At 66.6% G+C, this 25929-nt stretch carries 27 protein-coding genes and 1 tRNA gene; 13 read left to right on the top strand and 15 right to left on the bottom strand.

Going from position 1 to position 25929, the window contains the following annotated elements:
- Positions 1-47: 47 nt before the first annotated feature.
- From ACQI5H_RS15535 to ACQI5H_RS15520, 4 genes are all read left to right on the top strand, one after another.
- Entirely contained in the window at positions 48-1289 is a 1242-nt protein-coding gene (locus ACQI5H_RS15535) for an Nramp family divalent metal transporter (RefSeq protein ID WP_427080241.1), read from the top strand.
- Positions 1290-2354 carry a poly-gamma-glutamate hydrolase family protein gene (locus tag ACQI5H_RS15530; RefSeq protein ID WP_427080240.1) on the top strand — a complete coding sequence of 355 codons (1065 nt, stop codon included), beginning with the start codon at positions 1290-1292 and terminating at the stop codon, positions 2352-2354.
- A 25-nt stretch (positions 2355-2379) separates the two neighbouring features.
- Positions 2380-3204, top strand: coding sequence for an LLM class F420-dependent oxidoreductase (locus ACQI5H_RS15525; protein WP_427080239.1), 825 nt, complete (start codon positions 2380-2382; stop codon positions 3202-3204).
- 49 nt (positions 3205-3253) lie between these two features.
- Positions 3254-3329, top strand: a tRNA-Arg gene (locus ACQI5H_RS15520).
- A gap of 25 nt (positions 3330-3354) precedes the next feature.
- Here the strand turns inward: ACQI5H_RS15520 and ACQI5H_RS15515 are convergent.
- Both ACQI5H_RS15515 and ACQI5H_RS15510 read right to left on the bottom strand, forming a co-directional pair.
- Positions 3355-3831 (bottom strand): tautomerase family protein, encoded by a 477-nt coding sequence (locus ACQI5H_RS15515; protein ID WP_427080238.1) that lies wholly within the window; start codon positions 3829-3831, stop codon positions 3355-3357.
- Between the two features lie 11 nt (positions 3832-3842).
- Entirely contained in the window at positions 3843-4535 is a 693-nt protein-coding gene (locus tag ACQI5H_RS15510) for a winged helix-turn-helix transcriptional regulator (protein WP_427080237.1), read from the bottom strand.
- A gap of 518 nt (positions 4536-5053) precedes the next feature.
- On the opposite strand from ACQI5H_RS15510, the gene ACQI5H_RS15505 reads away from it, so the two are divergent.
- The gene (locus ACQI5H_RS15505) at positions 5054-5371 is read left to right on the top strand and encodes a hypothetical protein (protein ID WP_427080236.1); all 318 of its coding nucleotides are present in this window, start codon (positions 5054-5056) and stop codon (positions 5369-5371) included.
- Between the two features lie 67 nt (positions 5372-5438).
- On the opposite strand, the gene ACQI5H_RS15500 is transcribed toward ACQI5H_RS15505, so the two are convergent.
- From ACQI5H_RS15500 to ACQI5H_RS15490, 3 genes are all read right to left on the bottom strand, one after another.
- The gene (locus tag ACQI5H_RS15500; protein WP_427080235.1) at positions 5439-5807 is read right to left on the bottom strand and encodes a VOC family protein; all 369 of its coding nucleotides are present in this window, start codon (positions 5805-5807) and stop codon (positions 5439-5441) included.
- Positions 5808-5894: 87 nt separating this feature from the next.
- Positions 5895-6323, bottom strand: a complete 429-nt coding sequence (locus tag ACQI5H_RS15495; protein WP_427080234.1) for a DUF6188 family protein — start codon at positions 6321-6323, stop codon at positions 5895-5897.
- Between the two features lie 95 nt (positions 6324-6418).
- Positions 6419-7381 carry a dipeptidase gene (locus tag ACQI5H_RS15490; RefSeq protein WP_427080233.1) on the bottom strand — a complete coding sequence of 321 codons (963 nt, stop codon included), beginning with the start codon at positions 7379-7381 and terminating at the stop codon, positions 6419-6421.
- A gap of 259 nt (positions 7382-7640) precedes the next feature.
- Here ACQI5H_RS15490 and ACQI5H_RS15485 point away from each other — a divergent pair, with 259 nt between their 5' ends.
- From ACQI5H_RS15485 to ACQI5H_RS15475, 3 genes are all read left to right on the top strand, one after another.
- Positions 7641-8867 (top strand): acetyl-CoA acetyltransferase, encoded by a 1227-nt coding sequence (locus ACQI5H_RS15485; RefSeq protein WP_427080232.1) that lies wholly within the window; start codon positions 7641-7643, stop codon positions 8865-8867.
- Position 8868: 1 nt separating this feature from the next.
- Positions 8869-10383, top strand: coding sequence for a carotenoid oxygenase family protein (locus ACQI5H_RS15480; RefSeq protein WP_427080231.1), 1515 nt, complete (start codon positions 8869-8871; stop codon positions 10381-10383).
- Between the two features lie 92 nt (positions 10384-10475).
- Complete coding sequence (locus ACQI5H_RS15475) at positions 10476-10958, top strand: VOC family protein (RefSeq protein WP_427080230.1); 483 nt, start codon at positions 10476-10478, stop codon at positions 10956-10958.
- Between the two features lie 3 nt (positions 10959-10961).
- Here the strand turns inward: ACQI5H_RS15475 and ACQI5H_RS15470 are convergent, their stop codons facing one another.
- The 9 genes from ACQI5H_RS15470 to ACQI5H_RS15430 form a co-directional block, all read right to left on the bottom strand.
- Entirely contained in the window at positions 10962-11396 is a 435-nt protein-coding gene (locus tag ACQI5H_RS15470; protein ID WP_427080229.1) for a hypothetical protein, read from the bottom strand.
- Positions 11397-11457: 61 nt separating this feature from the next.
- Positions 11458-12231, bottom strand: a complete 774-nt coding sequence (locus ACQI5H_RS15465) for a VOC family protein (RefSeq protein ID WP_427080228.1) — start codon at positions 12229-12231, stop codon at positions 11458-11460.
- Positions 12232-12305: 74 nt separating this feature from the next.
- A complete protein-coding gene (locus tag ACQI5H_RS15460; protein WP_427080227.1) occupies positions 12306-13529 on the bottom strand; it encodes a class I SAM-dependent methyltransferase in 1224 nt (407 codons plus the stop codon).
- On the bottom strand, positions 13513-13986 hold the full coding sequence (locus ACQI5H_RS15455; RefSeq protein ID WP_427080226.1) for a type II toxin-antitoxin system Rv0910 family toxin: 474 nt from the start codon (positions 13984-13986) through the stop codon (positions 13513-13515). Before ACQI5H_RS15455 ends, ACQI5H_RS15460 begins: the two co-directional genes overlap by 17 nt.
- Positions 13987-13990: 4 nt before the next feature.
- Complete coding sequence (locus ACQI5H_RS15450; protein ID WP_427080225.1) at positions 13991-14179, bottom strand: antitoxin; 189 nt, start codon at positions 14177-14179, stop codon at positions 13991-13993.
- 33 nt (positions 14180-14212) lie between these two features.
- Entirely contained in the window at positions 14213-16615 is a 2403-nt protein-coding gene (locus tag ACQI5H_RS15445; RefSeq protein WP_427080224.1) for a cation-translocating P-type ATPase, read from the bottom strand.
- Positions 16612-18186: a serine hydrolase gene (locus ACQI5H_RS15440; RefSeq protein ID WP_427080223.1), complete on the bottom strand. Its 1575-nt coding sequence runs from the start codon at positions 18184-18186 to the stop codon at positions 16612-16614. The genes ACQI5H_RS15445 and ACQI5H_RS15440 overlap by 4 nt, the downstream gene beginning before the upstream one ends.
- A 32-nt stretch (positions 18187-18218) precedes the next feature.
- Entirely contained in the window at positions 18219-19334 is a 1116-nt protein-coding gene (locus tag ACQI5H_RS15435; RefSeq protein WP_427080222.1) for an MBL fold metallo-hydrolase, read from the bottom strand.
- Between the two features lie 5 nt (positions 19335-19339).
- Positions 19340-20071, bottom strand: coding sequence for an enoyl-CoA hydratase (locus ACQI5H_RS15430; RefSeq protein ID WP_427080221.1), 732 nt, complete (start codon positions 20069-20071; stop codon positions 19340-19342).
- Positions 20072-20113: 42 nt separating this feature from the next.
- Between ACQI5H_RS15430 and ACQI5H_RS15425 the strand changes: the two genes are divergently transcribed.
- Positions 20114-21586 (top strand): carboxyl transferase domain-containing protein, encoded by a 1473-nt coding sequence (locus tag ACQI5H_RS15425; RefSeq protein ID WP_427080220.1) that lies wholly within the window; start codon positions 20114-20116, stop codon positions 21584-21586.
- Between the two features lie 66 nt (positions 21587-21652).
- Here ACQI5H_RS15425 and ACQI5H_RS15420 read toward each other — a convergent pair whose 3' ends face one another.
- A complete protein-coding gene (locus ACQI5H_RS15420) occupies positions 21653-22222 on the bottom strand; it encodes a TetR family transcriptional regulator (RefSeq protein WP_427080219.1) in 570 nt (189 codons plus the stop codon).
- 102 nt (positions 22223-22324) lie between these two features.
- Between ACQI5H_RS15420 and ACQI5H_RS15415 the strand changes: the two genes are divergently transcribed.
- The 4 genes from ACQI5H_RS15415 to ACQI5H_RS15400 all read left to right on the top strand — a co-directional run bounded on the left by ACQI5H_RS15415 (position 22325) and on the right by ACQI5H_RS15400 (position 25917).
- Entirely contained in the window at positions 22325-23464 is a 1140-nt protein-coding gene (locus tag ACQI5H_RS15415) for an FAD-dependent monooxygenase (RefSeq protein ID WP_427080218.1), read from the top strand.
- Positions 23465-23543: 79 nt separating this feature from the next.
- Positions 23544-24254, top strand: a complete 711-nt coding sequence (gene prrA, locus ACQI5H_RS15410) for a two-component system response regulator PrrA (protein WP_139329770.1) — start codon at positions 23544-23546, stop codon at positions 24252-24254.
- Between the two features lie 17 nt (positions 24255-24271).
- Positions 24272-25612: a HAMP domain-containing sensor histidine kinase gene (locus ACQI5H_RS15405; protein WP_427080217.1), complete on the top strand. Its 1341-nt coding sequence runs from the start codon at positions 24272-24274 to the stop codon at positions 25610-25612.
- A gap of 41 nt (positions 25613-25653) precedes the next feature.
- A complete protein-coding gene (locus ACQI5H_RS15400; protein WP_427080216.1) occupies positions 25654-25917 on the top strand; it encodes a DUF2630 family protein in 264 nt (87 codons plus the stop codon).
- The last annotated feature ends 12 nt before the right edge of the window (positions 25918-25929 follow it).

Genomic DNA, 25929 nt, shown 5'->3' with positions numbered 1-25929 from the left:
ATTAGCCAAGTGTTCGGCTAACCTCACTTTTATATTCGGGCAGTGAAATGAGGGTCGATCCGTTGGCGCAAGGCACCCAGGCCTCGCTCAAGACGAGCTGGTACCTGCTCGGGCCGGCGTTCGTCGCCGCCATCGCCTACGTCGATCCGGGCAACGTCGCGGCCAACGTCAGCGCCGGCACCCAGTTCGGCTACCTCCTGCTGTGGGTCATCGTCGCGGCCAACGTGATGGCCGGCCTGGTGCAGTATCTGTCGGCGAAACTCGGGCTGGTGACCGGACGTTCGCTGCCCGAGGCAATCGGCACGCAGATGAGCCGTCCGCTCCGACTCACCTTCTGGGCGCAAGCCGAAATCGTGGCAATGGCAACCGATGTGGCCGAAGTAATCGGTGGCGCAATAGCTTTGCGCATCCTGTTCGGTTTGCCGCTACCGCTCGGCGGGGTGATCACCGGAGTCATTTCGCTGCTGCTGCTGACGATCAGGGATCGCCGCGGGCAGCTTCTGTTCGAACGCGTCATCACGGGCTTGCTGCTCGTCATCGCCGTCGGATTCGCGGCCAGTTTCTTCGTAGCCACGCCACCGCCCGAAGCCGTCATCAACGGATTGGTGCCTCGTTTCCGCGGCACCGAAAGCGTGCTGCTGGCCGCAGCGATCTTGGGTGCCACGGTGATGCCGCACGCGGTGTACCTGCATTCGGGTCTGGCGCTGGACCGGCACGGGCATCCCGAGGCGGGCCAGCGCCGGCGCTGGCTGCTCCGCGTCACCCGGGTGGACGTCGTGCTGGCCATGGCGGTGGCCGGGACGGTGAACGCGGCGATGCTGCTGGTCGCCGCCATCAACCTGCAGGGCCGCGAAACGAGCGGATCCATCGAGGGTGCATACACCGCGGTCCATAACACGTTGGGAGTGACGATCGCGGTCCTGTTCGCGATCGGATTGCTGGCGTCCGGGTTGGCGTCGGCGTCGGTGGGCGCCTACGCCGGCGCGATGATCATGCAGGGATTGCTGCACCGCTCGATCCCGATGCTGGTGCGGCGGTTGATCACGCTCTGCCCGGCCGTGGCGATCCTGGCGCTCGATCTCGACCCCACGCGCACCCTGGTGCTGTCGCAGGTCGTCCTGTCCTTCGGCATCCCGTTCGCGGTGCTGCCTCTGATCCGGTTGACCAGCAATCGCACGCTGATGGGTACCGACGCCAACCACCCCGTCACGACGGCTGTTGGCTGGGCGGTCGGAATAATGATTAGTCTGCTTAACGTGGCGCTGATTTGGCTGACGGTGACCGGCTAAATGCCGGGCCGCCGGCATCCCTACTTCGCATACGGGTCGAACCTGTGCGTCAACCAAATGGCGCTGCGCTGTCCGGACGCCGCCGATCCGCGACCGGCGGTCCTGTCCGACCACGACTGGCTGATCAACGAGCGCGGCGTGGCCACCGTCGAGCCGTTTACCGGTAACCAGGTGCACGGGGTGCTCTGGCAGATCTCCGATCACGACCTGGCCACCCTGGACAGCGCCGAGGGCGTGCCGGTGCGCTACCGGCGCGACCGGCTCACCGTGAACACCAACCACGGAGCGGCACCGGCCTGGGTCTACATCGATCACCGGGTGACTCCGGGTCCGCCGCGACCCGGCTACCTGCCGCGGATCATCGACGGCGCGGTGCACCACGGGCTTCCACAACGCTGGATCGACTTCCTACGCCGCTGGGACCCTGCGCGCTGGCCTCGCCCGGCATCCGCGAGGCCGCGTTCTGGCCCTGGGCCACAGTCACTTTCAGCGTTACTGAACGAACCCGGCGTGATCGAGTCCAGCCGGCTGCGGTCGCGTTTCGGCTTTCTTGCCATCCACGGCGGCGGCCTGGAGCAGATGACCGACGTCATCGCCGAACGCGCCGCCGAGGCCGCCGACGCGTCGGTGTATGTGGTGCGCCATCCCGACCACTACCCGCATCACCTGCCGTCGGTCGTTTTCCAGCCCGGCGAATCGACCCGGCTGGCCGAGTTTCTCGATCATGTCGACGTCGCGGTCTCGCTGCACGGCTATGGCCGCATCGGTCGCAGCACCCAGCTGCTGGCCGGCGGGCGCAATCGCGCGCTGGCCGCCCACCTGGCCCGGCACATCCGGCTGACGGGCTATCAGGTCGTCACCGATCTCGACGACATCCCGCCCGAACTGCGGGGCCTACATCCCGACAACCCGGTCAACCGGGTACGCAACGGCGGAACACAACTGGAGCTGTCCGTTCGCGTCAGGGGTCTGAGCCCGCGCAGCCCGCTCCCGGGTCCCGACGGCTTGTCGCCGATCACCACCGCCCTGGTGCAGGGCTTGGCGGCGGCGGCGCGCGCCTGGTAATTGTCCTTAGCTGGTTGAACGGAGGTTGTTGGTGGCCAAAGATTTTCGCTTCTCGATGAGCATGCGGTTCTTCAAGTCGCGCGAGAAATTGGTGGACACGGCGAAGCGAGCGGAAGACCTCGGATACGACATTCTGTGCGTGCCTGACCATCTCGGCGCGGCGGCACCGTGCCCAACGCTGACCGCAGTCGCGATGGTGACGACTCGGTTGCGGCTGAGCATGTATGTGCTCAATGCCGCCTTCTACAAGCCGGCACTGCTGAGCAGGGACCTGCAGGCCGTGGATGTGCTCAGCGACGGCCGCCTCGAGATCGGGCTCGGAACCGGCTATGTCAAGGAAGAATTCGAGGCCGCAGAGCTGCCCTACCCGAGCGCCGGAGCCCGGGTCGACTACCTCGAACACATGACGACCTACTTGAAGGAACATCATCCGACGACGCCAATCCTGATCGCCGGCAACGGCGACCGGGTGCTGACCCTGGCCGCCCGGAACGCGGACATCATCGGGCTGACCGGCGCCAGGGTTCGAGACGTCGACGACCCGCTGGCCGAACGCATCGAGTTCGTGCGCAACGCCGCGGGCGATCGCTTTGATCAGCTGGAACTGAACATGGTGATCACGGCGATGCCGCCCGAGGGCGAGACCGCGCCCGACCTGCGAATGACCCGTCAGTACGCGCCGGACCTCTCCGATGAGCAATTGCTGTCCATGACGTCGGTGCTCAGTGGGTCGCCTCGAGAGATGGCCGACACGCTGTCCGGACTGCGTGAAAAGTACGGGCTGACGTCTTTCACGGTGCAGGACAACAACCTCGACGCGTTCGCGAAGGTCATCGCGGAGCTGCGCTGACGTTCGCGGGCGTCAGTGCATGGCGGTTCCCGGTAAGCTCAGCCCGTCCGCCCTCGTAGCTCAGGGGATAGAGCACGGCTCTCCTAAAGCCGGTGTCGCAGGTTCGAATCCTGCCGGGGGCACCAGCGAGTGCAGCGATCAGCTGCGAGATCAAGGAGGAGCGGATGCGGCCGCCGGTTGGTCGCGGTCCAGCAGGTGCGGCAGCCCGAGCCACTGGACGAGATCGCCGAAGCTGACGACCATTCCGCCACCGCTGAACGTCTGCTCCGAGATAAGACAGAAGCTCTTCGTCGGATCGGTGAACTGGTCCCCCAGCACGTTGACGACCTCTCGGTTCACCCGCATCGCGATATCGGCCCGCCGCGCGTCATCCATCGATCCATGCGGCACGCTTACCCGAGTGAGAACGCGTGGCTCGTCGCGGCTTGACTGAACCCGGCTGCCTACCGACCAGCTGCCCTCGGGCATTTCGTGGATCAGCATCCAGGTGATTGCCTGGGCCAACGGCGACTCGTCGTAGGTTGCGCCCTCCGCCTCCAGCACCTGGCGGCTGACATTGTTGTGGAGGGTGTGCTTGGTCTCATCGTCGAGCAGGCCCTCCGGGACATACATCTCAATGAACGGCACTTCGAACCTCCCTATTGATGTTGCGGCGGCTCACTCGAGACCTTGGCGGACGGAGTTCGACCGGCGCCGAAGAGTGCGAGTGCGCGGTCGGCGGCATGGCGGTCGCCGTGGAGCGTTGCCCGCCCTTGCTCGAAGAGATCTTTGGGTTTGAGTTGACCCGAGGCAATGCCCCCGAGGTCCGAAAGTGCCACCTCGAGAGTGAAATCCGGCTTCCGCGGACGCTTTTGAGTTATTTGGATGTCGCCGTCGTCGACGGTGATCCAGAACGTAATTTCGTTGTCCACGCAAAACTCGTAGCAGCCGTGAACTCCCGCGGCGGCTTCGGGATGGAACGCGGACCGGATCGCGAAGAACAGCCAATCCGGCGAAAACTTGTCGGCTTTGGTTGGGTCCAGAAACATTGCGCCCCAGGCTGCCAACGGCTGAAGGGCACGGGCTAAGGCTTTTCCTTGCGCGGTGAGGCGATACACAACGCCGCCCCGGCCCTTGCCGCTGATCGCCCGCTCGATGATCTCGTCGTCCTCGAGGTTTTTCAGCCGCTCGGACAGCAGACTGGTGCCCAAACCCGGCAAGCCGTCGAGGATCTCACCGAACCGGCGCGGGCGTATTGCCAGATCGCGCACGATCAACAACACCCACCGCTCGCCCACCAGGTCGAGCGCCCGGGCAAGCCCGCAGTACTGGCTATAGCTGCGACGTGTCACCGATCCCACCTCGCGGTCCACATACGGCCAATACTACCGGAAAACCTTGATTGCTTGCAAAGTAGATAGCATACTTCTAAAATAAGTAGCATTGCAGAGCAGCGGTCGGCCCCGCCCCAGCTAGGAACCAGCCAGAGCTGCGAAGTCGGCCGGTAAGGGAGGCACCTCAAATGTCCGTAATTGCAGACACACGAACCAGCACATCCGAGGAAGAAGTCGACCTCGGCCTATCGCCGGCACCGGACGTCATCGCCGACCACGACCCCGGTCGAACGGCAGGCGCCGTGCCATTACGGCCCGTCCCTTCGCGGAACGGCGTTATCCCAGCTGTGGCCGCCACGAGGCCACCGGTCAGGCTTGCACGGCTAGATCTCCGCCCGCCGCGGCACTATCCACCGCGATTGGACTTCCTTGATCCCTCTGAGACCGGCCGAACAATGGATCCAAGTTCCTGGCTAATGGGTGAAAAGTCAGCGACGCCAAAGGCGAACGCAGTGGCAAATCGGTCTACTCGGCGCGTGGTGATGCTCGCGGTCGGCCTCTTGCTGCTGATCGGCGGTCTTTACGCACTTCGCTTCCCGGTGTTCCTCGGCGACTTCGACCAGTGGGGTTTCCAAATCAATTGCGGCAGTGGGCTTCACAGCGCATTCGGCCAGGCGATGACCGCGGACTCGACTGGAACCCATTTCGCCGATCGATGCGGCAGTGCCATAGCGGTGCGCCGCGCGTGGAGCATCCCGCTAGCGGTGGTCGGCGGACTATTCCTCAGCGCACTGCTGATCAGCCCGTCGCGCGGCCGTTCAGCGAAAGTGCAGACCGCAGGTGCCGCGCGCTAGTTCGGCGTCCTAATCACCCTTTGGTGAGACGGGCGGTTCGTGTTCCGGCCGACCCGATAGGCGGTAATCATCGCAGCTTCTGCGCAAATTCAATGACGTTGCCGTCCGGGTCGGCGATGTGCAGCGTCCTCTCACGCCATGGCCGGTCCACCGGTCCGCTGAGGATCTCGACACCGAGGCCTTTTAACCGCTCCGCTTCCTGATCTACGTCGTCGATCAGGAAACCGATCTCGCCGCACGGCGGGTTGCCGCCCTCGCGCCCGATGAGCTCCGGAAGCTTGGACCGCTCGAAAAGCGAGAACTTGGTGTTCGCCATCTCGAACTCGACATAGCCGTCACCCTCGATCCGTGTCTTGAGCCCTATCACGTCGCGGTAGAACGCCACCGAGCGTCTCAGCGATTCGACATATTGGATGACATAGTCCACGCGAGGCATGACGTACACGGTATCGGCTCCCGAAGCGCACAGAAAGACTGCGCCGCAACCGGTTTCGCCTAGGCCCAGCTCGCGCCGCTCGTCAGCTCACTGGCCGCGATCAGGCTCGGCCACGTCATAACGCACCACCCGCATCTCACCGTTCGGCAGGCAGGCCGCGTAACCGTGGTACTTGCCATACAGCTCCCACGCGGCGACGTTTTCATTGGGAGGCACATCGATCTTGTGACCGTCGGCGAACTCGAGATGGAGATCTCCGGTGTCGTACCAGACAGCACCCGTGCATTTTTCCCCGGCGAAATCGAAGAGCGGACGCACCTGGTCCGCCGGGTCATTCGGGTCGATGGCGACCACTTCTGCGGGAGAGGATTCGATGGCTGGCAGCGTCAGACGCATCGGTACCGTGATCACAAGCTCGTTGTAATCCTCGAAATTCAGCACCAAACCGTCGCGGAACATGATCCGCTGTACCGCACAGCCCTCAAGCCACTGCTCGATTGTTTTCTGTTCGGTCATACATTCCACTCTGACCCCAATTAGTCACATGCACAAGCGTGTGCGTCATTGCGAAACCGCCGAAATGCGCTGGCCGCAGCAGATGCGAAAGGCCCTTACCCTCGGTCGTTACGCCAGGCTTGTTGTGCCACCCGCCGGAAGTTCCCGCCAAGGACGGCTTGCAGGTCGGCGGCGCTCCACCCGCGCCGGCGCAGGTGTTCCTCGAGCCCCAGGAACGTTTCGGGCGGCATCCATTGGATTGGTCCCCAACTCGTGTAGCTTTCGTCGAACAAGTGCGGGTTGCGCGCGAGTTCCTCGTTGAAATCGGCGAAATCGAAGGAGAAGTCGGTGCTGATACCGACGTGATCGATGCCGATCAATTCAATGACGTATTCAAGATGTCGTGTCATTGCCTCGAGAGTTGGAGTGTTGGGTCCGAGAAAAATGCCGACCCCGGTGATTCCGACAACACCGCCGGTGGCGGCACAGGCGCGGGCTTGATCGTCGGTGATGTTGCGGGGGTGATCCCAGACCGCCCGCATGCAGGAGTGGCTATAGATGACCGGGCCGGTAGACACCTCGCACATGTCGAGTCCGGTGCGGGTGCTGCAGTGCGACCCGTCCGGAACGATGCCGGCGCTGTTCATCTCGGAAACGAGGGAGCGACCCCACGCGGTCAGGCCGCCGTCGGCGGCATCCAAACACCCACTGCCCGCGTGGTTGGCGTGGTTGTACGTGGGCAGCAGCGTGCGCACCCCGAGGTTGACCAAAGTCGCCAGGTTGTCGAGATCGCCGTCGAGCGGTGCGCAGTCTTCGAGGTCGAAAACAACCGCGATGCGACCGCTATCGGCGATCGCGTCGATGTCCTGGACGCTGCTCGCCAACTCCAGGTCAGGGTGCAGCTTGACCGCGTGACGATAGTGGCGCAACAACGCGGTCGTGTCGTCGAGACTGTGCGGCGCATATCCCGCGTTGACCGATACGAGCGCTCCCCCGGCGCGCCGGTATCGACCCAGTAGGTCGATGTCGGCATCGGTCTGAAGCGGCAGGCAGGTGTGCTGCTCCCACAACAAGGTCATCAATATCGATATTGCACCAGGTTGTCGCTGAGCAGTGCAAAGCCCACATTCGAAAAGGTTGGCCCGGCTTCGCAGGCGGTTTCGTGTGTTTGCCACCCGTCAGGGGTGGTAATGCCCACAACGGGTGAGCGTGTCGGCCGGCCTACGCGCACACCTAGGTCCCGTCGGTTCAGCCCGAGAGCCGACGGGTCCGCCTTTGACGCCTGAGCACCTCGCATACCGCCGATCGGGCGCGCCATTCAGGAGTAGCGTGCGGCGTATGGATGGCTCGGCAGGCGTGTGGATTCTTGGCGGCTACCAAAGCGATTTCGCGCGCAACCTCTCCAAAGAAAACCTCGACTTCGCGGCTTTGACGGCCGAGGTCGTGGAAGGCACTCTCGCCTCGGCCAAACTGGACGCCGCCGACGCTGGGGTGGTCCACGTCGGAAACGCCTTTGGCGAGATGTTCGCCAGCCAAGGCCACCTCGGCGCTATGCCGGCCACGGTCTGCGACGAGCTTTGGGACACACCGGCCGCTCGGCACGAAGCGGCGTGCGCGTCCGGCAGCGTGGCCGCGTTGGCGGCGATGGCCGATCTGCGCTCAGGCTCCTACGACAGCGCGCTCGTCGTGGGGATCGAGCTGGAGAAGACGGTGGCCGGCGACACCGCCGCCCAGCATCTGGGAGCCGCCGCCTGGACCGGACACGAGGGCGCCGGCGCGCGCTACCTGTGGCCGTCGATGTTCGCGCAGATCGCCGACGAATACGACCGGCGCTACGGCCTGGACGAGACCCATCTGCGGGCCATCGCCCAGCTCAACTTCGCCAACGCCCGCCGCAACCCCAACGCCCAGACCCGCGGCTGGACGGTCCCCGACCCCATTACCGACGACGACGCGACCAACCCGATCACCGAGGGCCGGCTAAGGCGCTTCGACTGCAGCCAAATGACCGACGGCGGCGCGGGATTGGTCCTGGTCAACGATGCCTACCTGCGCGATCATCCGGATGCGCGCCCGATCGGCCGCATCGACGGCTGGGGACATCGCACCGTCGGGCTCGGTCTGCGACAAAAACTCGACCGCGCCGCAGACGATCCCTACGTGCTGCCGCACGTGCGGGCCGCGGTGCTCGACGCGTTGCGCCGCGCCCGGGTGACCCTCGACGACCTCGACGGGATCGAGGTGCACGACTGCTTCACCCCCAGCGAGTACCTGGCCATCGACCACATCGGGCTGACCGGCCCGGGCGAATCGTGGAAGGCCATCGAAAACGGCGAGATCGAGATCGGCGGCCGGCTGCCGATCAACCCGAGCGGGGGCCTGATCGGCGGCGGACACCCGGTCGGGGCTTCTGGTGTGCGGATGCTGCTGGACGCGGCCAAGCAAGTCAGCGGCGCGGCCGGCGAGTACCAGGTCGACGACGCGAAAACCTTTGGCACCCTGAACTTCGGCGGCAGCACCGCCACCACGGTCAGTTTCGTTGTCAGCACCACCGAAGGCTCGTGACATGGACGTTGAGATTGTCGGCAAGTTCCTGTCCACACTGCCCGAAGACGACGACCACCCGTACCGAACCGGGCCGTGGCGGCCGCAGACCACCGAGTGGGACGCCGACGACCTCGCCCCCGTAGCGGGCGAGATCCCGCGCGACCTGGACGGCGTCTACCTCCGCAACACCGAAAACCCGTTGCACCCGGCGTTGAAGACCTACCACCCCTTCGACGGCGACGGCATGCTGCACGTGGTCGGTTTCCGCGACGGAAAAGCGTTCTACCGCAACCGCTTTGTGCGGACCGACGGATTCGTGGCCGAGAACGAGGCCGGCGAGCCGTTGTGGCCGGGGCTGGCCGAACCGGTGCAATTGACCAAGCGGGAAGACGGCTGGGGCGCGCGCACCCGGATGAAGGATGCGTCGAGCACCGATGTCATCGTCCACCGCGGCACCGCGCTGACCAGCTTCTACCAGTGCGGCGACCTCTACCGGATCGACCCGTACTCGGCCAACACCCTCGGCAAGGAAACCTGGAACGGACACTTCCCGGTCGACTGGGGTGTCTCCGCGCATCCGAAGGTCGACCACAAGACCGGCGAACTGTTGTTCTTCAACTACAGCAAGCAGGACCCGTACATGCGCTACGGCGTCGTCGACCGAAACAACGAGCTGAACCACTACGTCGACATCCCGCTACCCGGACCGCGGCTGCCGCACGACATGGCGTTCACCGAAAACTACGCGATCCTCAACGATTTCCCGTTGTTCTGGGATCCGAGGCTGCTCGAACACGACGTGCACCTGCCGTGCTTCTATCCCGACATTCCGTCGCGCTTCGCCGTGATCCCGCGCCGCGGCGGCACCGACGACATCCGATGGTTCGAGGCGGACCCGACGTTCGTGCTGCACTTCACGAACGCCTACGAGGATGGCGACGAGGTCGTGCTCGACGGCTTCTTCGAAGGCGATCCTCAGCCGATCGACACCGGTGGAACCAAGTGGGAGAAGCTCTTTCGCTTCCTGGCGCTGGATCGCCTGCAAGCCCGGCTGCACCGCTGGCGCTTCAACCTGGTCACCGGCGAGGTCAAAGAAGAGCAGTTGTCGGAATCCATCACCGAATTCGGCACCATCAACCCCGCCTACGCCGCGAGCGACTACCGCTACACCTACGCCGCCACCGGCAAGCCGGGCTGGTTCCTGTTCGACGGTCTGGTCAAACACGATGTGCGCACCGGAAGCCAGGAGGGATTCTCGTTCGGCGACGGTGTCTACGGCAGCGAGACCGCGATGGCGCCACGGGTGGGATCTATTAGCGAGGACGACGGCTACCTGATCACTCTCACCACCGACATGAACGCCGATGCCTCCTACTGCGTGATCTTCGACGCCGCTCGGATCGGCGACGGGCCCGTGTGCAAACTTCAACTGCCCGAGCGCATTTCCAGCGGCACGCATTCGACATGGGCCCCCGGCGAACAGCTGCGGCGCTGGGACACCGCGGACTCAGCGGCGGCCGCCATCGGGCTATGATGCGGGTCGGGCTGCTCACCGAGCCTGTAATACGGCAGGAAAAGTACGAGTAGCGGCCTGCAGAATTACAGGCTCGGCGAATCGGAGTAGGAGTGGACAAGCAGAAGCACCGCCGGACGACGCACTGGCCACTGGAATTGGCGTCGATTGGCGCCATCCGCTTCGCCCGCCGCTCGTCGAACTTCGAAGAGACAGTGCGGTTTTACCGCGAGCTGGTGGGGCTGCCGCTCTACGAGACGTTCGAGGCCAGCTACGGCAGCAACGGCGCGATCTTCGGCCTGCCCAGCTGGAATCTGACGATGGAAATCGTCGAGGCGGACGAGGACGTCGCCGTGGACCGTCACGAGCAGCTGTGCCTGTACTTCCCGGACAAGCACGCCCAGCGGGCCGCGATTGCACGCTTGCAGCAGGCCGGGCAGGAGCCCGTCGAGCAGCACCCGTACTGGGAGGCGACGGGTGCGGTGACCTACCGCGACCCCGACGGCCGCGAAGTCGTGTTCGCGCCCTTCGTGTTCGGCGTCAACGAACCCGACGACAGCTCCGCCTCAGGCAAGCACGACTTCCCGCCCGCCTGAGCGTCAGCGGGGAAGCCGACCGGACGCGAGCGCGGCGATCACCGAGAAAAGCGAGCAGACCACCGCGCAGCCGCCGCCGACCGCACCCACGTAAAGCCCGTAGTCGGCGGAGACCGGCGGGTTGACATTGAGCTTGTAGTACCACACCGTCAGCGCCAACAGCAGCAGCGAAATAACCAGCGCGGCAATCGAAGCGACCCGTACCGACAGCCCGCGGCCCACCATCGCCCCGGCGACCAACAGTGTCGAGGACAGCAACACGATGAGCTGGCCCGCCCCGAACCCCCGCGGGAGTTCCAGGTTGCCGTGGGTACCCCCGATCGCGTTGGCCCAGCCGCCGCCGTTGACCGCCGTCGTCAGCCACGGCATCCACGCGCTGGCCGAAATCACCGAGGCGAAAAACGCCACCAGCCAACCGGGGTGCAGGCGGCGAGTCATGGTTCGACAGTAATAGGACCTCGAAGCAGTCGTCGCTCGCCACGCGGCGCGACGATCGCGGCTAGCTCTCCAGCGACGACAAGTTGAAGATGACACCTGTCGGGTCGCTGGCGGCGGCCAACCGGCCGTACGGGGTGTCCTCGGCGTCCCGCACCACGGCCCCGCCGTTGTCGGCGATCACGTGCAGCGTCTTGTCGACATCCTCGGCCCCGAAGAAGATGGTCCAATTCGACGGCACCCCGTCGGGGAGGAAGCCGCTGCCGTCCATCATCCCGAGCAACTGCTGATCGCCGAATGACGCCGTGGCGTACCGGAATTCGTCCGTGTCGGAAACCTGCTCGGTCTGCCACCCGAAGACCTCGCGGTAGAAGGCGACCGCGGCGCGGTAATCGCGGGTGGTCAGTTGATGCCACACCGGGGAGCCGGCCTCACCGATCACCTCGAACCCGCGGTGCTCCAATGGCTGCCACAGCCCGAAGATGGCGCCCGACGGATCGCTCGCCAGGCCCATGTGCCCCTTGTCGGGGATCTCCATCGGCCCCATGCACGCCATGCCACCCGCCGCGGTCGCGGCCGCCATCGTCGCGTTGACGTCGGCGGTGTGGAAGTAGGTGGCCCAGTTGTCCGGGGAGCCGAACTCAGGCCGGTTGGCCATCAGCCCGGCCACGGGGTGGCCGTCCTTGGCGGCGTTGACATATCCGCCGTACTCGGGACCGGCGGACTCGAAAGTCCAGCCGAACACCGTGCCGTAAAAGTCCTGGGCGCGGTCGAGGTCCGACGTCGTCAAATCGATCCAGCAGGGGGCGCCCAGCGGCGCACCGTCACGAATGGGCACGATCTCCTCCATCAGCTGTCGCAGTGCCCCGCGATCGCGGGTTCACACATATCGACTCGCGGCCAATCGGAAACTCATCGAGGCTTGGCTGCCAAGATCTGATCGACACCCATCCGGCCTTCCTCGAAGGCGAGGCCGCCGCCGGCCAGGTACAGCCGCCACACGCGGGCGACCTCTTCGCCCTGCAATGCCATGAATTCGTCGAAGCGGCTGTCCAGCGTCTTCAGCCAATGTTCGGCGGTGCGCGCGTAGTGCTCGCGCATCGCCGCAACGGAACGAATCTCCAAGCCCGCGTCCTGCAGGCAGCGCAGCGTCTGCCAGAGCGGCCGCATGTGCATGTCGGGCGCGATGTAGGCCTCGATGAACGCTCCCCCGCCCGGCGCGGAATCGGCGCGCCGCGACATCTGCTGCAGCAACAGCCTGCCGCCGGGCCTCAGCGCGCGATCAAGGATCGCGACGTAACTGGGATATAGCCGCTCGCCCACGTGCTCGCCCATCTCTACGGACGCGACCGCGTCGAACGTCTCGTCGCTCAGATCGCGATAGTCCTGCAGCCGGACCTCGACGCTGTCGGCCAGACCACGCTCGGCGGCGCGGGCGAGGGTGAAATCGCGCTGCTGCGCCGACAGCGTGATCCCGACGGCGCGCACACCGCAGCGTTGCGCCGCGTGCAGGATCAGCGATCCCCAGCCGCAGCCGACGTCCAGCAACCGCATCCCCGCTTTGAGGTCAAGCTTGCGGCAGATCATGTCCAGCTTCGCCGTCTGCGCGTCGTGCAGTGACTGGCCCGGGCGGGTGAAATACGCCGACGAGTACGCCATGTGCTCGTCGAGCAGCAGCCGGTAGAAATCGTTGGACAGGTCGTAGTGGTGCGCGATGACGGCGCGATCGCGGCGGCGGGTATGCAGCCGGCCCGACAGCCGCGCCTCGCTGGCCGGCGCCTTGGGCGGCGGGCCGATTGCCCCCAGCCGCGCCGCATGCAGCGCCGCCAGCGCGCGAGCCTGCGGCGGAATCGTCGCGCCGGCGCGCTTGCGCGCTCGGGCCAGTCGCCAGGCCCGCCGCAATCCGTCGGTCAGGTCACCCTCGACATCGATGTCACCGGTGACGTAGGCGCGGGCCAGGCCGAGTTCGCCTGGGCGCCACAGCAATCGACGCAAGGCACGCCGCGACCGCAGCACCAGGACGGGGCCGTCGTCCGGGCCGATCTCGCTTCCGTCCCACGCGCGGATGCGAACGGGCGGGTCGACGCCGGCGGTGGTTCGAAGCAGGTCCGCCAGGCGATCAGCGACCGGAGCCACGATCCCCGTTCAGGCGCGGATTCGGCCGGGTGAACACCGTGACGAAGTTCTCCAGGGATTCGCGGATATCGCCTCGCAGCGCGGCGGCGACGATCATGCCGATCGGCCCGAACAGCGCCGGGCCACCGAGGTGCACGTCGAAGCTGACGACGGAGCCGTCATCCTTCGGCGTGACTTTGGCCATCAGCTTGACCTTCACGCCGCCGACACCGTCGCCGTTGAGGGTCATGCCTTCCGGTGGCTTGTAGCGCACGACCGTCCAGCGGATCCGGTTGTACATGCCCTTGACCTCGACGATCGACTCGACGACCGTGCCCTTCTCGATCTGGTCGGGCAGCGTGCTGCGCCACACCCGGTGGATGGTCAGCCACTCCCTATACCGGGAGAGATCGGAGGCATGCTTCCAGGCCTCTTCGGGCGCCAGGGGTACGTCGATCGATCCGGAGAGTTTGGCCATGCGCTCAGTTCTGTTGGTCGCCCTTGGCGGCCGAGTCGGCGGCCTTCTTGGCCTCCTCCTGCACCTTGTGGATGGTGTCGGAGTATTTGCCCTGCGTCTTTTCGTCGACGAAGTCGCCGGCCTTGTCGATCGCCTCCCCGACTTTGTCGGCGTTCTGCGACAACAGGTCCTTCGCCTTGTCCAGTAATCCCATGCGCCGTTCCTTCCCCGCTGATTGCCAGGAATTCTACTTGGCGGCCCTCACCGGCTCCCGCCACAACTGCGGTCGCACGCCGAGGATCCTGGCCCTGATCCACCACGTCACCTCGATCGCGGCGGCACCAATCAACCCGATGCCGAGGGCGGTCGACGTCACCACCACATTCGACGGATCGAGCAGGAATTTCTCCCGAGCCAGCGGGATGCTGAAGATCACCACGTACGCCAGTCCGGACGCGATCACTAGGGCTATCCGCCACCACTGGTAGGGACGCGCCACCACCGCCAGCACCCACAGCGCGGTCGCCAGCAACGTGATCAGCGCCGCGGTCGAGGCTTGGTCTTGTTGGGCAAAGGTGGCATGGCGACCGTGGTAGGCCACCAGATAGGAGACGAAGGTCGCGACGCCGACGATGAGTCCCGACGGCAGCGCGAACGTCAGCACGCGCCGCACGAAGCCGGGTTGTGCGCGCTCGGTGTTGGGTGCGAGCGACAGGACGAACGACGGGATTCCGATCGTGAACCATGCCGCGATGGTGACGTGGATCGGCTGAAACGGATACAGCAGCGGGTCCGCCTTGAGCGGTTTGGAAAACAGGCATTCGATCCCCACGAGCAGCGCCAGCAGCACCGAATACACGGTCTTGGTCAGAAACAGGTTGGCGACCCGCTCGATGTTGCCGATCACCCGCCGGCCTTCGCCCACGACATAAGGAAGCGTGGCAAATCGATTGTCCAGCAACACAATCTGCGCCACCGCTCGCGATGCCGAGCTGCCTGCGCCCATCGCGACGCCGATATCGGCATCCTTGAGGGCCAGCACATCGTTAACGCCATCACCGGTCATCGCCACCGTGTGACCGCGCGATTGCAGAGCGCGCACGATGACACGTTTCTGGTCTGGCCGCACTCGGCCGAAGGTGGTGTATGACTCCAGCATGTCGGCCAGTTCGTCGGGCTCTGCCGGCAGTCGACGCGCGTCTATCGTCTCGCCGTGCAGCCCCAGGCTGTCGGCGACTGCGCCCACCGATACCGCATTGTCACCGGAGATGACCTTGACCGAAACGGCCTCCGCAGCAAAATAATCGAGTGTTTCACGGGCGTCGGGTCGTACCTTCTGCTCCAGCACCACCAGCGCGACCGGCGTGACGTCGCCCGGCGCGTCGGGATGATTCACGGCCACGGCGGCGGTACCCAGGAGCAGTACCCGAAGCCCCTGGGCGCCGATTTGTGCGGCCCGCTCCGCGGCCGCCGACGCGGGTTCGAGCAGCACATCGGGTGCGCCGATCACCCAGTTGCCGTGGTCGCGATAGGACACACCACTCCACTTGGTGGCCGACTTGAAAGGCGCGGTCGCGGTGGCGATCCAGCCGGGTGGCTGGTCATAGGCCTCGGCGATCGCCTGCATGCTCGCATTGGGGCGCGCATCGGCGGCGGCGAGCGAGGCCAGCACATCGGCGACGGATTGTTCCGCCCGGCCGACTTGCTCGACGCCGGAGATCCGCATGCCGCTTTCGGTCAGCGTGCCGGTTTTATCGGCACAGACCACATCGACGCGGGCCAACCCCTCGATCGCGGGCAATTCCTGCACCAGGCACCGGCGCTGACCGAGCCTGATGACGCCCATAGCGAAGGCGACCGAGGTCAGCAGGACAAGGCCTTCGGGCACCATGGGCACCAGCGCGCCCACCGTCCGCAGCACGGACTGCCGCCACCCGGCATGCGTGGTGAAGAATTGGGTGTAGATGGTCAGCAATCCGGCGGGCACCAACAGGTAGGTAATGAACTGCAGAATCCGGTTAATGCCGTTGCGCAGTTCGGATTTCACCAGGGTGAACTTGCTGGCCTCCTCGGCGAGCTGGGCGGCATAGGCGTCCGGACCGACTTTGGTGGCGCGGTACGCCCCGGTGCCGGCGACCACGAAGCTGCCCGACATCACCCCGTCGCCGACGTCCTTGTTGATCGGATCCGCCTCGCCGGTCAGCAGCGATTCGTCGACCTCCAGGTTTTCCTCCTCGAGGATCTCGCCATCGACCACGATCTGGTCCCCGGGACCGAGCTCGATGACGTCGTCGAGCACCACATCGCTGGGCAGCAGCGCCCGTGTCCCGGATTGCCTGCGCACCAACGGTTTCGCCTGTCCGATGATCGCCAGCTTGTCCAGCGTCTGCTTCGCCCGGATTTCCTGGACCATGCCGATGACACTGTTGGCGATGATGAGCAGGCCGAACAACCCGTTGATTGCCGAACCCGTTATCAGCACGATCATCAGCAACACGCCCAGAATCGCGTTAATTCGGGTGAAGACGTTGGCCCGAACGATGTCTGCGATGCTCCGCGCGGCGCGTTGCGGTATCGCGTTGCTCTTGCCCTCGGCTACCCGCTGTGTCACCTCGGCATCGGTCAGGCCGTTGATCAGAGATGAGCTCATCGGGTGAACGTCCCCAGCTTGTTGGCGTCGTAATACTCGAGGTTCAGTGTGTTTGCGGCGAAGGTGGCCTTGGAAACCGTTCCGGGCGGGGCATTTTCGTTCGTCAGCGAGAAGGTGAAGGTATCGCCGTCCCAGTGGGTCAGGCTGAACTTCTGATTTTTCGGCCCGAGCTCCAGCTGCAGGGCGCCGTCATGTTCGCTCACGATGGCCGGGCCCCAGTAGTCGTTGGCGTACGTTCCCACGTAATCGTGCGGCGGCCTGGCCGGTACCGGGTTGTCCGGGGGTTTCTTGCCGACAAGCGAGCCCTCCGGGTTGTTGATCGGGGCGATCGCATTCTTGTACACCGACGCCCAGTCCTCGCGAATCTGCCCGTACTGCACCAGATCCATGAATTGCGCGGTTAGCGTCTCGGGCACGCCGAACGGTGCGGCGTTGGTCAGGGCGATGATGGCGAGGTCCTCGGACGGCATCACCACGAAGTTCGTCGACTCCCCCAAGGTGAACGCGCCCGAATGGCTGTACGTCGTGCGGCCCGACGAGTTCACCGACACCGCGAATCCGTGGCCGTAGAAGCTGGCCCGCGACTTCGGCGTCGCCGGGGGCCTCGAGACGGCCTGCGGGGTAATGGCGGGCAGCAACGCCTCCGGCGAGGTGATCCGCTGCCCGTTGTACGTCCCGTTGGCCAGCACCATCGTCAGCCAGCGGGCCATGTCGTTGACCGACGAACTCACCCCGGCGGCCGGAGACTGCGGATCCGGATCCCGCTGAAACCGCGGCTCCCACTTGTCGCCGACCTTGACGTGGTTGAGGGCGCGGTTGGGCCGGGCCAGGAAGTCGGCGAACCGCGAACTGGTCGACGCCATCCCCAGCGGACGGTAGAGCACCTCCTCGGACAGGTCCGCCCACGGCTTGCCCGCGGCGGCCGCGACCGCCTCGGCGGCGGCCGTCAGGCCAAAATTGGTGTAGGCGTAGCTGATTCGGAAAGGCGCCAGCGGCAGGTACCGCAACCGCTCGAGCGTCTGGCGGCGGTCGTAGTCCAGATCCTCGACCCGGTCGCCGGCGTGGTCGGGCAGCCCGGAGCGATGCGAGTACAGGTCGGCGACGCTCACGTGGCTACTGACGTAGGGGTCTGACAGCTCGAACCACGGCAGCTTGGATACGACGGGCGTGTCCCAGCTGATCACGTTGTCGGTCACTTCGTGCGCCACCACCGTCGCGCCGACCGACTTGGAGATGGACGCCAGCTGGAAGACGGTGTCGGCGTCGACCTTGTTGCCCTGGCCATCGCCCTTGCTTGCGTCTTTCACGCCGAAGCCCTTGGTGTACAACGTCTTTCCACCGTGAACGATCGCTACCGCCATGCCCGGGACACCGGTGTTCTTCATCAGGTCGTTCACCAAGCCGTCGACCTTGGCGACGGCATCGCCGATACGGCCCGCCGGGATGTCCAGGCCCGAAAACTCATCGGGCGACGCGTCCGACAGCCGGCTCGAGACCGGTTGAGATGGCCCGCATCCCAGCAGCGCCAGCAGGGCCACCACGACAGCGGCCGTTGCCGCGCGTTTCGTCATGGCCGCAAACTTTAGCCCCGGCGGCTACCGGATCAGAGCCGCCACCACGGGTTGAAGCGGGTGAGCCCGGACGGATCGATGCGCTGCCCCGGCGCGGGGACGGCCACCTTGACGTCGGCGGCTTCGGCCGCCGCGAGCAGGCGCTCGACGGGTTCGGCCCACGGGTGCGGGGCCAGCCGGAAGGTGCCCCAATGGATCGGCACCAGCAGTCCCGACCCGGACACCGTCACATCGAGATGAGCGCGAACCGCTTCCTCGGGGTTCATGTGAATGTCCGGCCACGCCGGGTTATAGGCCCCAATGGGCATCAGCGTCAGGTCGAACGGCCCATGGTCGGCGCCGATCTGCGCGAAGCTCTTGGTGTAGCCGGAGTCGCCGCCGAAGTACGCGCGTCGGCTCGGGCCGATGATGCCCCACGACGCCCACAGCGTGGTGTTGCGTTCCATGAAGCGCCCCGAAAAGTGGCGCGCCGGCATGCAAATCAGGGCCAGCTCGTCGATCTTCCTGCTCTCGTTCCAGTCGAGTTCGACGATGCGGTGCTCGGGGATGCCCCACGAGCGCAGGTGGGCGCCCACGCCGAGGGGCACGAAGAACGGGGCCCGCTGCGTGCGGGCCAGCGCCAGCACGGTGTCGATGTCGAGGTGGTCGTAGTGGTCATGGCTGATGACGACGGCATCGAGGGCGGGCAACGCTTCGAGTACCACCGGCGGCGGATGGAGTCGCTGCGGGCCGACCACGTCGGACGGGGAGCATCGGTCGCTCCACACCGGATCGGTGAGCACCCGGTACCCGTCGATCTCCAGCAGCGCGGTGGAGTGGCCCAGCCAGCTGACCGCGAGCCGGCCGGGGTCGCCGTCGAAAAGTCCCGGCGCGCCCAGCGGGATCGGCGCGGCCGGGCGGCTCCTGTTGCGTCCCCCCACGAACTCCCACGCGATCATCCCCAACTGCTCGCGGTCCATGTTGAAGGTGGGCGGGTCGATGTTGACGAAGACGCCGTCGCGGTAGTTCGGCGACCGCTGCACCACCGCCCGGATCGAGGCCGGGTGGGCGCCCAGCGCCGCCGGTGCGCCGTGCAGGGCGCGCAGTGCCCACCCGCCAGCCGCCAGTGTGGCCGTGCCGGCGGCCAGTCGTAGCGCTGCACGGACCATGACGGTCAGGCTCCCTGGAACTTCGGCGGTCGCTTCTCCACCCGGGCGATCTGCGCCTCGACGACGTCCTGGCTAGCCCAGGCCTTGTCGAACAGTTCCTTGTGCTCCGGCCACGCCTCCTCGATGGAGCCGTCGTCATTGAGCACCCGCTTGGCGTGCTGGATCGCCAAGGGAGCCAGGCCGGCGATCTCGGCGGCCCAGGCCTGGGCGTCCTCGAGGTTGCCGATGCGGTTGGCCATCCCGGTCTGCAGCGCCGTCTCGGCGGTCAGCTTCTCGGCGGTCAGCAGCATCGCGCGGGCCCGGCCGTGGCCAACCAGCGACGACAGTCGGCGGATGCTCCAGTTATCAAGGGCGAGACCGTATTTCGACGTCGGAAACTGGAAAAAGGCATCCGGCGCGACCACCCTGAGGTCACATTGCATGGCCAGCTGCAGGCCGGCACCGATGGCGGGCCCATTGATGGCGCCGATCACCGGAATCGGGGCGGCGTCCAACACCTTGTGCAGCTCGATGAGCCGGTCGGGGTAGTCGGCGGCGAACGCGTCGCCGCTGAGGTCCGCGCCGGCGCAGAAGGCCGTGCCCTGACCGGTCAGGACAATCGCGCGTATTGACCCCGCCGCCGCCTTCAACACGGCCTCCCGCAGCTCCTCGACGAGCTGGGAGTTCAGGGCATTGCGACGCTCGGGGCGCTGCAGCTCAATCGTCATGACGGCTTCGGCCTGTGTGACACCGATCATGGGGCCCAGCCTATATAGCCGGGTTGTATATAGCCTCGTCGCGTGAGTCGTATCACGACCGAGCAGCTGCGCGACGCCGTGCTGGACGAGGGCTCCTACGTCAGCTGGGACCGAGAGCCGCTGGCCGTGCCGGTGACCGACTCGTACGCGCGAGAGCTCGCCGGCGCCCGCTCGGCCACCGGGCGGGACGAATCGGTGGTGACCGGCGAGGGGCGCGTGCACGGGCGCCGGGTGGCCGTTGTGGTCTGCGAATTCGGCTTCCTCGCCGGCTCGATAGGCGTGGCGGCGGCCGAACGGATCACCTCCGCCGTCGAGCGGGCGACCGCCGAGCGGCTGCCGCTGCTGGCCTCGCCGAGCTCCGGTGGGACCCGCATGCAGGAGGGCACCGTCGCGTTTCTGCAGATGGTGAAGATCGCGGCCGCGGTCCGCCTGCACAAACAGGCGGGCCTGCCCTACCTGGTCTACCTGCGCCATCCCACGACCGGCGGGGTCTTTGCCTCGTGGGGTTCGCTGGGCCATGTCACGGTCGCCGAACCGGGCGCCATGATCGGCTTCCTCGGGCCGCGGGTGTACCAGCTGCTCTACGGCGAGCCGTTCCCGGCTGGGATTCAGACCGCCGAGAACCTCCAGCGACACGGGGTGATCGACGGCGTCGTCCCGCTTGACCGGCTGCAGCGCATGGTCGATCGCGCGCTGACGGTGATCGCCGACGCGCCCGAGCCGCCCGTTCCGCCGCCGCCCGCCGGGCCAATCCCCGACGTACCGGCGTGGGACTCGGTGGTGGCATCGCGACGGCCGGACCGGCCGGGCGTCGGCCAGCTGCTGCGACACGGAACCACCGACCGGGTGCTGCTGTCCAGTACCGGTCAGGGCGAGGCGGCGACGACGCTGTTGGCGCTGGCCCGGTTTAGCGGTCAGCCCGCGGTCGTGCTCGGCCAGCAGCGGGTCACCGGCGGGCTGGTCGGGCCCGCGTCGCTGCGTGAGGCCCGGCGCGGCATGGCGCTGGCCGCCGAACTTCGCCTGCCGCTGGTGCTGGTGATCGACACCGCCGGCCCGGCGTTGTCGGCCGACGCCGAACAGGGCGGGCTGGCCGGCCAGATCGCCCAGTGCCTGGCCGAGCTCGTGACTCTGGATACCCCGACGGTGTCGGTGCTGCTGGGCCAGGGCAGCGGCGGCCCGGCGCTGGCGATGGTGCCCGCCGACCGGGTGCTGGCCGCGCTGCACGGCTGGCTGGCGCCGCTCCCGCCGGAGGGAGCCAGCGCCATCGTGTTCCGTGACACCGCTCATGCGGCCGAACTCGCTGCGGCCCAAGGCATCCGGTCGGCCGACCTGGTGCGGTCGGGCATCGTCGACGTCATCGTGCCGGAATATCCCGACGCCGCCGACGAGCCGGTCGAGTTTTCCCAACGACTGTCGCGCGCCATCGCCGCCGAACTGCACGCGCTGCGTGGAATGGCCGATGCCGAGCGCCTGGCCGCTCGGTTGCAGCGTTACCGCCGCATCGGATTGCCTTGAGCCGCCTAGGCGTTGTCAGCGACACATAACCAGTTGCGAAGACACGCCGCGACACTTCGCAATGGTTTATGTCTCGCCGACGGCGTCCTCGGAGGGCAGGCCGAAATAGCGCTGTATCGTCGGGCCGAGCCAGTCGACGATCTCGTCGCGCGTCATCTCGACGACGGGCGGAAGCCGTAATACGAAGCGGCAGAACGCCATACCGATGATCTGCGTGGCGATCAGCCCGGCCCGAACTTCATGTTCGGCCGCTGGCGCCAGGGCCGCAACCAACGGTTCGACCTGGCTTTCGAAGATCCGCTGCATCCGTTGCGCCGCTTCGCCGTTGGTGGCGCTGGACCGCAGCAGGATCACCAGCGCCTCGTCGCCCTCCCAGCGTTCGAGAAAGTGCCGGACGAGCGAGCGCCCGACCTGTGCCGGATCGGTCGCCGCGTAGTCGGGAAACCTCAGGTCGAACTCGGCCGCGGCGGCGAACAGCTTGTCCTTGCTCCCGTAGTAGCGCATCACCATTGCCGGATCCACGCCGGCATCGGCGGCGATCGCCCGGATCGTCGCCGCCTGGAAACCGGCCGCGCCGAACCTTTCGCGGGCCGCCGCCAGGATCGCCGCTTTCGTCTGTTCCGATGACCGCCGCATGTCAACAATTGTAGGCCAACAACTGTTGACTTTGCACGCATGGCGCGCCAGCATGGAGTTATGCCAACAAGCGTTGACTTATCCGCAGCAAAGGAGCCAACCATGAACGACACCGATGTCCTGGTCGTCGGCGCCGGCCCCACCGGCCTCGCCGCCACCGCTTCCCTGGTCGCCCGCGGGGTGCGCGCCGTCCTGGTGGATGCCCTGGCCGAGGGCCAGAACACCACCCGCGCGGCCGTGGTGAACGCCCGCACGCTGGAGGTGCTCGACGACCTCGACGTGTCCCGGCGGCTGGTCGACACGGGGCTGATCGCGCCGCGGTTCACCACGCGTGAGGGCCGACACGTGCTCGTCTCGATCGACTTCAGCGAGCTGCCGACGAAATATCCCTACAGCTTGATGCTCTCCCAAGCCGACACCGAACAGCTCCTGCTGCAGCGGCTGCACGAACTGGGCGGCAAGGTGATCCGACCCAAGACGCTCAGCCGACTGGCCCAGGACGCGGACGGCGTCACGGCCAGTTTCGACGACGGCGAGACCATCCGGGCCAGCTATGTCGTCGGGGCCGACGGCATGAAGAGCGCGGTCCGTGAGCAAGCCGGGATCGGCTTTGCCGGAAGCGAATTCGCCGAATCGTTCACGCTCGCCGACGTGCGTCTGGCCGGTGCCGCACCCCGCGACGAGGTGATTCTGTTCTACGCCAACGAAGGCCTGACCGTGCTGGCGCCGTTGCCCGGCGACATCTTCCGCATCGTCGCGCCCGCGTCGGACGCACCGAAGGAGCCGTCGGCGGAATTCGTGCAGGCGCTGCTCGACAGCCGCGGGTTCGGACCCGGCGAGTCGGTTGTCACCGAGCTGTTGTGGGGAACGCGGTTCCACATCCACCACCGCGTCGCCGACAGTTACCGGGCCGGGCGACTATTGCTGGCGGGTGACGCCGCCCACGTGCACAGCCCCGCCGGCGGCCAGGGCATGAATCTCGGTATCCTCGATGCGATTTCGGTCGCCCGCGCGCTCTCCGAGGTCGTGGGTGGCGGCTCGGACACCGCGTTGGACGCCTACGCCACCGTCCAGCGCGGATATGCCGAGCAGGTGCTGAAACTGACGGGACGCCTGACCAAAATGGCGACCCTGCCGCGCCCGGTGCGCCCGGTCCGCAACGCGGCCATGCGCCTGGCCGCGGGGGTTCCCGCGGTGCGGCGGCAGATTGCGGTTCAGCTCAGCGGCCTCGACCGCCGGTGATGTATCGCACGAGGAGGGGGCCCACTCCCCCGCGACCCGGCGGGTGACCTCCCACCCCGATAGGGAACAATCCGGCAAAATGGGCGACATGGACACTGGTGTGACCTCACCTCGCGTCTTGGTTGTCGACGACGACTCCGACGTGCTCGCCTCGCTGGAACGCGGACTGCGACTCTCCGGATTCGAGGTGTCGACCGCGGTCGACGGCGCCGAGGCGTTGCGCAGCGCCACCGAGACCCGGCCCGACGCCATCGTCCTCGACATCAACATGCCCGTGCTGGACGGCGTCAGCGTCGTCACGGCATTGCGCGCCATGGACAACGACGTGCCCGTCTGTGTGCTGTCCGCCCGCAGCTCGGTCGACGACCGGGTGGCCGGGCTGGAGGCCGGCGCCGACGATTACCTGGTCAAACCCTTCGTGCTGGCCGAGCTGGTGGCCCGGGTGAAGGCGCTGCTGCGCCGCCGGGGCGCCACCGCGACGTCCTCCTCGGAAACCATTACGGTCGGGCCGTTGGAGGTGGACATCCCGGGCCGGCGGGCCCGGGTCAACGGCGTCGACGTGGACCTGACCAAGCGGGAGTTCGACTTGCTGGCCGTGCTGGCCGAGCACAAGACGGCGGTCCTGTCGCGCGCGCAGCTGCTGGAGCTCGTGTGGGGGTATGACTTCGCGGCCGACACCAACGTCGTCGACGTGTTCATCGGCTACCTGCGCCGCAAGCTCGAGGCCAACGGCGGGCCCCGGCTGCTGCACACCGTTCGAGGAGTCGGGTTCGTGCTGCGCATGCAGTAACCGGATCGAAGCAGGCCATGAACATCCTGTCGCGAATCGTCGCTCGAACGCCGTCACTGCGGACCCGGGTGGTGATCGCGACGGCCATTGGGGCGGCGATTCCGGTGCTGATCGTGGGCGCCGTGGTCTGGGTCGGTATCACGAACGACCGCAAGGAGCGGCTGGATCGCCGTCTCGACGAGGCCGCGGGCTTCGCGATCCCGTTCCTGCCCCGCGGTCTTGGCGAAATCCCGCGCTCGCCGAACGACCGTGACGCCATCATGACGATCCGCAGCGGCAACCTGATCAAGTCGAATTCCGATGTCACGCTGCCCAAGCTGAGCGGCGACTACGCCGACACCTACATCAACGGAGTGCGCTACCGGGTGCGGACGGTGGAGATTCCCGGGCCGGGGCCGACCTCGCTCGCCGTCGGCGCCACCTACGACGCCACCCTCGCCGAGACCAATAACTTGCACCGACGGGTGATGCTGATCTGTGGCTTCGCCATCGGCGCCGCGGCCGTATTCGCTTGGCTGCTAGCCGCTTTCGCGGTGCGCCCGTTCAAGCAGCTCGCCCAGCAGACCCGGTCGATCGACGCGGGAGACGAGGCGCCGCGCGTCGAAGTGCACGGCGCCAGCGAAGCGGTCGAAATCGCCGAGGCGATGCGGGGAATGCTGCAGCGCATCTGGAATGAGCAGAACCGGACCAAGGAGGCGCTGGCTTCGGCGCGCGACTTCGCCGCCGTCTCCTCTCATGAGCTGCGCACTCCGCTGACCGCGATGCGCACCAACCTCGAGGTGCTGTCGACGCTGGATCTGCCCGACGACCAACGCAAGGAAGTGCTCAACGACGTCATCCGCACCCAGTCGCGGATCGAGGCCACGCTGAGCGCCCTGGAGCGGTTGGCTCAGGGCGAACTGTCGACGTCCGACGATCATGTGCCGGTCGACATCACCGACCTGCTCGACCGCGCAGCCCACGACGCGACCCGGATCTACCCCACCGTCGACGTCTCGCTGGTGCCGTCGCCAACGTGCATCATCGTGGGATTGCCGGCGGGGCTGCGCCTGGCGGTCGACAACGCGATCGCGAACGCCGTCAAGCATGGCGGCGCCACCACGGTCCAGCTGTCGGCGGTCAGCTCGCGGGCCGGAGTGGAGATCGCCGTCGACGACAACGGCAGCGGGGTGCCCGAAGGCGAGCGCGAGGTGGTGTTCGAGCGATTCTCCCGCGGGTCGACGGCCTCACACTCGGGCTCGGGCTTGGGGCTCGCGTTGGTGGCGCAGCAGGCACATCTGCACGGCGGGACGGCCTCGCTGGAAGACAGCCCACTGGGCGGCGCGCGGCTGGTGCTGCGCCTTCCCGGTCCGAGCTAGCGTCGCCGTCACCCGTCGCCGGTCTCGGGCACACTAGGACGATGGCCGATGGCAACATACCAACCGACAGCGACGCCCTGGCGCACATCCGCGACCTGGTCGCCGAGGAGAAAGCGCTGCGGGCGCAGCTGCAGCGCCGGGACATCACCGAGTCCGAGGAACACGAACGCCTGCGCCGGGTGGAGATCGAACTCGACCAGTGCTGGGACCTGCTGCGGCAGCGTCGCGCACTGCGCGAGACGGGTGGCGACCCAAAGGAAGCGGCGGTGCGTCCGCCCGGCCAGGTCGAGGGATACCTCGGCTAGGAACACATCCGG

The organism is Mycobacterium heidelbergense, assembly GCF_050205645.1.
In the GTDB taxonomy this organism is placed as follows: domain Bacteria; phylum Actinomycetota; class Actinomycetes; order Mycobacteriales; family Mycobacteriaceae; genus Mycobacterium; species Mycobacterium heidelbergense_A.
The sequence above is the reverse complement of the archived record's forward strand: the minus strand, read 5'-3'. Positions and strand labels throughout refer to the sequence as shown.

Excerpts from the sequence above, each read along its gene's own strand:
- ACQI5H_RS15535 (WP_427080241.1), top strand. The coding sequence starts at position 48 with ATGAGGGTCGATCCGTTGGCGCAAGGCACCCAGGCCTCGCTCAAGACG.
- ACQI5H_RS15530 (WP_427080240.1), top strand. The coding sequence starts at position 1,290 with ATGCCGGGCCGCCGGCATCCCTACTTCGCATACGGGTCGAACCTGTGC.
- ACQI5H_RS15500 (WP_427080235.1), bottom strand. The coding sequence starts at position 5,807 with ATGCCTCGCGTGGACTATGTCATCCAATATGTCGAATCGCTGAGACGC.
- ACQI5H_RS15495 (WP_427080234.1), bottom strand. The coding sequence starts at position 6,323 with ATGACCGAACAGAAAACAATCGAGCAGTGGCTTGAGGGCTGTGCGGTA.
- ACQI5H_RS15490 (WP_427080233.1), bottom strand. The coding sequence starts at position 7,381 with ATGACCTTGTTGTGGGAGCAGCACACCTGCCTGCCGCTTCAGACCGAT.
- ACQI5H_RS15485 (WP_427080232.1), top strand. The coding sequence starts at position 7,641 with ATGGATGGCTCGGCAGGCGTGTGGATTCTTGGCGGCTACCAAAGCGAT.
- ACQI5H_RS15480 (WP_427080231.1), top strand. The coding sequence starts at position 8,869 with ATGGACGTTGAGATTGTCGGCAAGTTCCTGTCCACACTGCCCGAAGAC.
- ACQI5H_RS15470 (WP_427080229.1), bottom strand. The coding sequence starts at position 11,396 with ATGACTCGCCGCCTGCACCCCGGTTGGCTGGTGGCGTTTTTCGCCTCG.
- ACQI5H_RS15455 (WP_427080226.1), bottom strand. The coding sequence starts at position 13,986 with ATGGCCAAACTCTCCGGATCGATCGACGTACCCCTGGCGCCCGAAGAG.
- ACQI5H_RS15450 (WP_427080225.1), bottom strand. The coding sequence starts at position 14,179 with ATGGGATTACTGGACAAGGCGAAGGACCTGTTGTCGCAGAACGCCGAC.
- ACQI5H_RS15445 (WP_427080224.1), bottom strand. The coding sequence starts at position 16,615 with ATGAGCTCATCTCTGATCAACGGCCTGACCGATGCCGAGGTGACACAG.
- ACQI5H_RS15440 (WP_427080223.1), bottom strand. The coding sequence starts at position 18,186 with ATGACGAAACGCGCGGCAACGGCCGCTGTCGTGGTGGCCCTGCTGGCG.
- ACQI5H_RS15435 (WP_427080222.1), bottom strand. The coding sequence starts at position 19,334 with ATGGTCCGTGCAGCGCTACGACTGGCCGCCGGCACGGCCACACTGGCG.
- ACQI5H_RS15430 (WP_427080221.1), bottom strand. The coding sequence starts at position 20,071 with ATGATCGGTGTCACACAGGCCGAAGCCGTCATGACGATTGAGCTGCAG.
- ACQI5H_RS15420 (WP_427080219.1), bottom strand. The coding sequence starts at position 22,222 with ATGCGGCGGTCATCGGAACAGACGAAAGCGGCGATCCTGGCGGCGGCC.
- ACQI5H_RS15415 (WP_427080218.1), top strand. The coding sequence starts at position 22,325 with ATGAACGACACCGATGTCCTGGTCGTCGGCGCCGGCCCCACCGGCCTC.
- prrA (WP_139329770.1), top strand. The coding sequence starts at position 23,544 with ATGGGCGACATGGACACTGGTGTGACCTCACCTCGCGTCTTGGTTGTC.
- ACQI5H_RS15405 (WP_427080217.1), top strand. The coding sequence starts at position 24,272 with ATGAACATCCTGTCGCGAATCGTCGCTCGAACGCCGTCACTGCGGACC.
- ACQI5H_RS15400 (WP_427080216.1), top strand. The coding sequence starts at position 25,654 with ATGGCCGATGGCAACATACCAACCGACAGCGACGCCCTGGCGCACATC.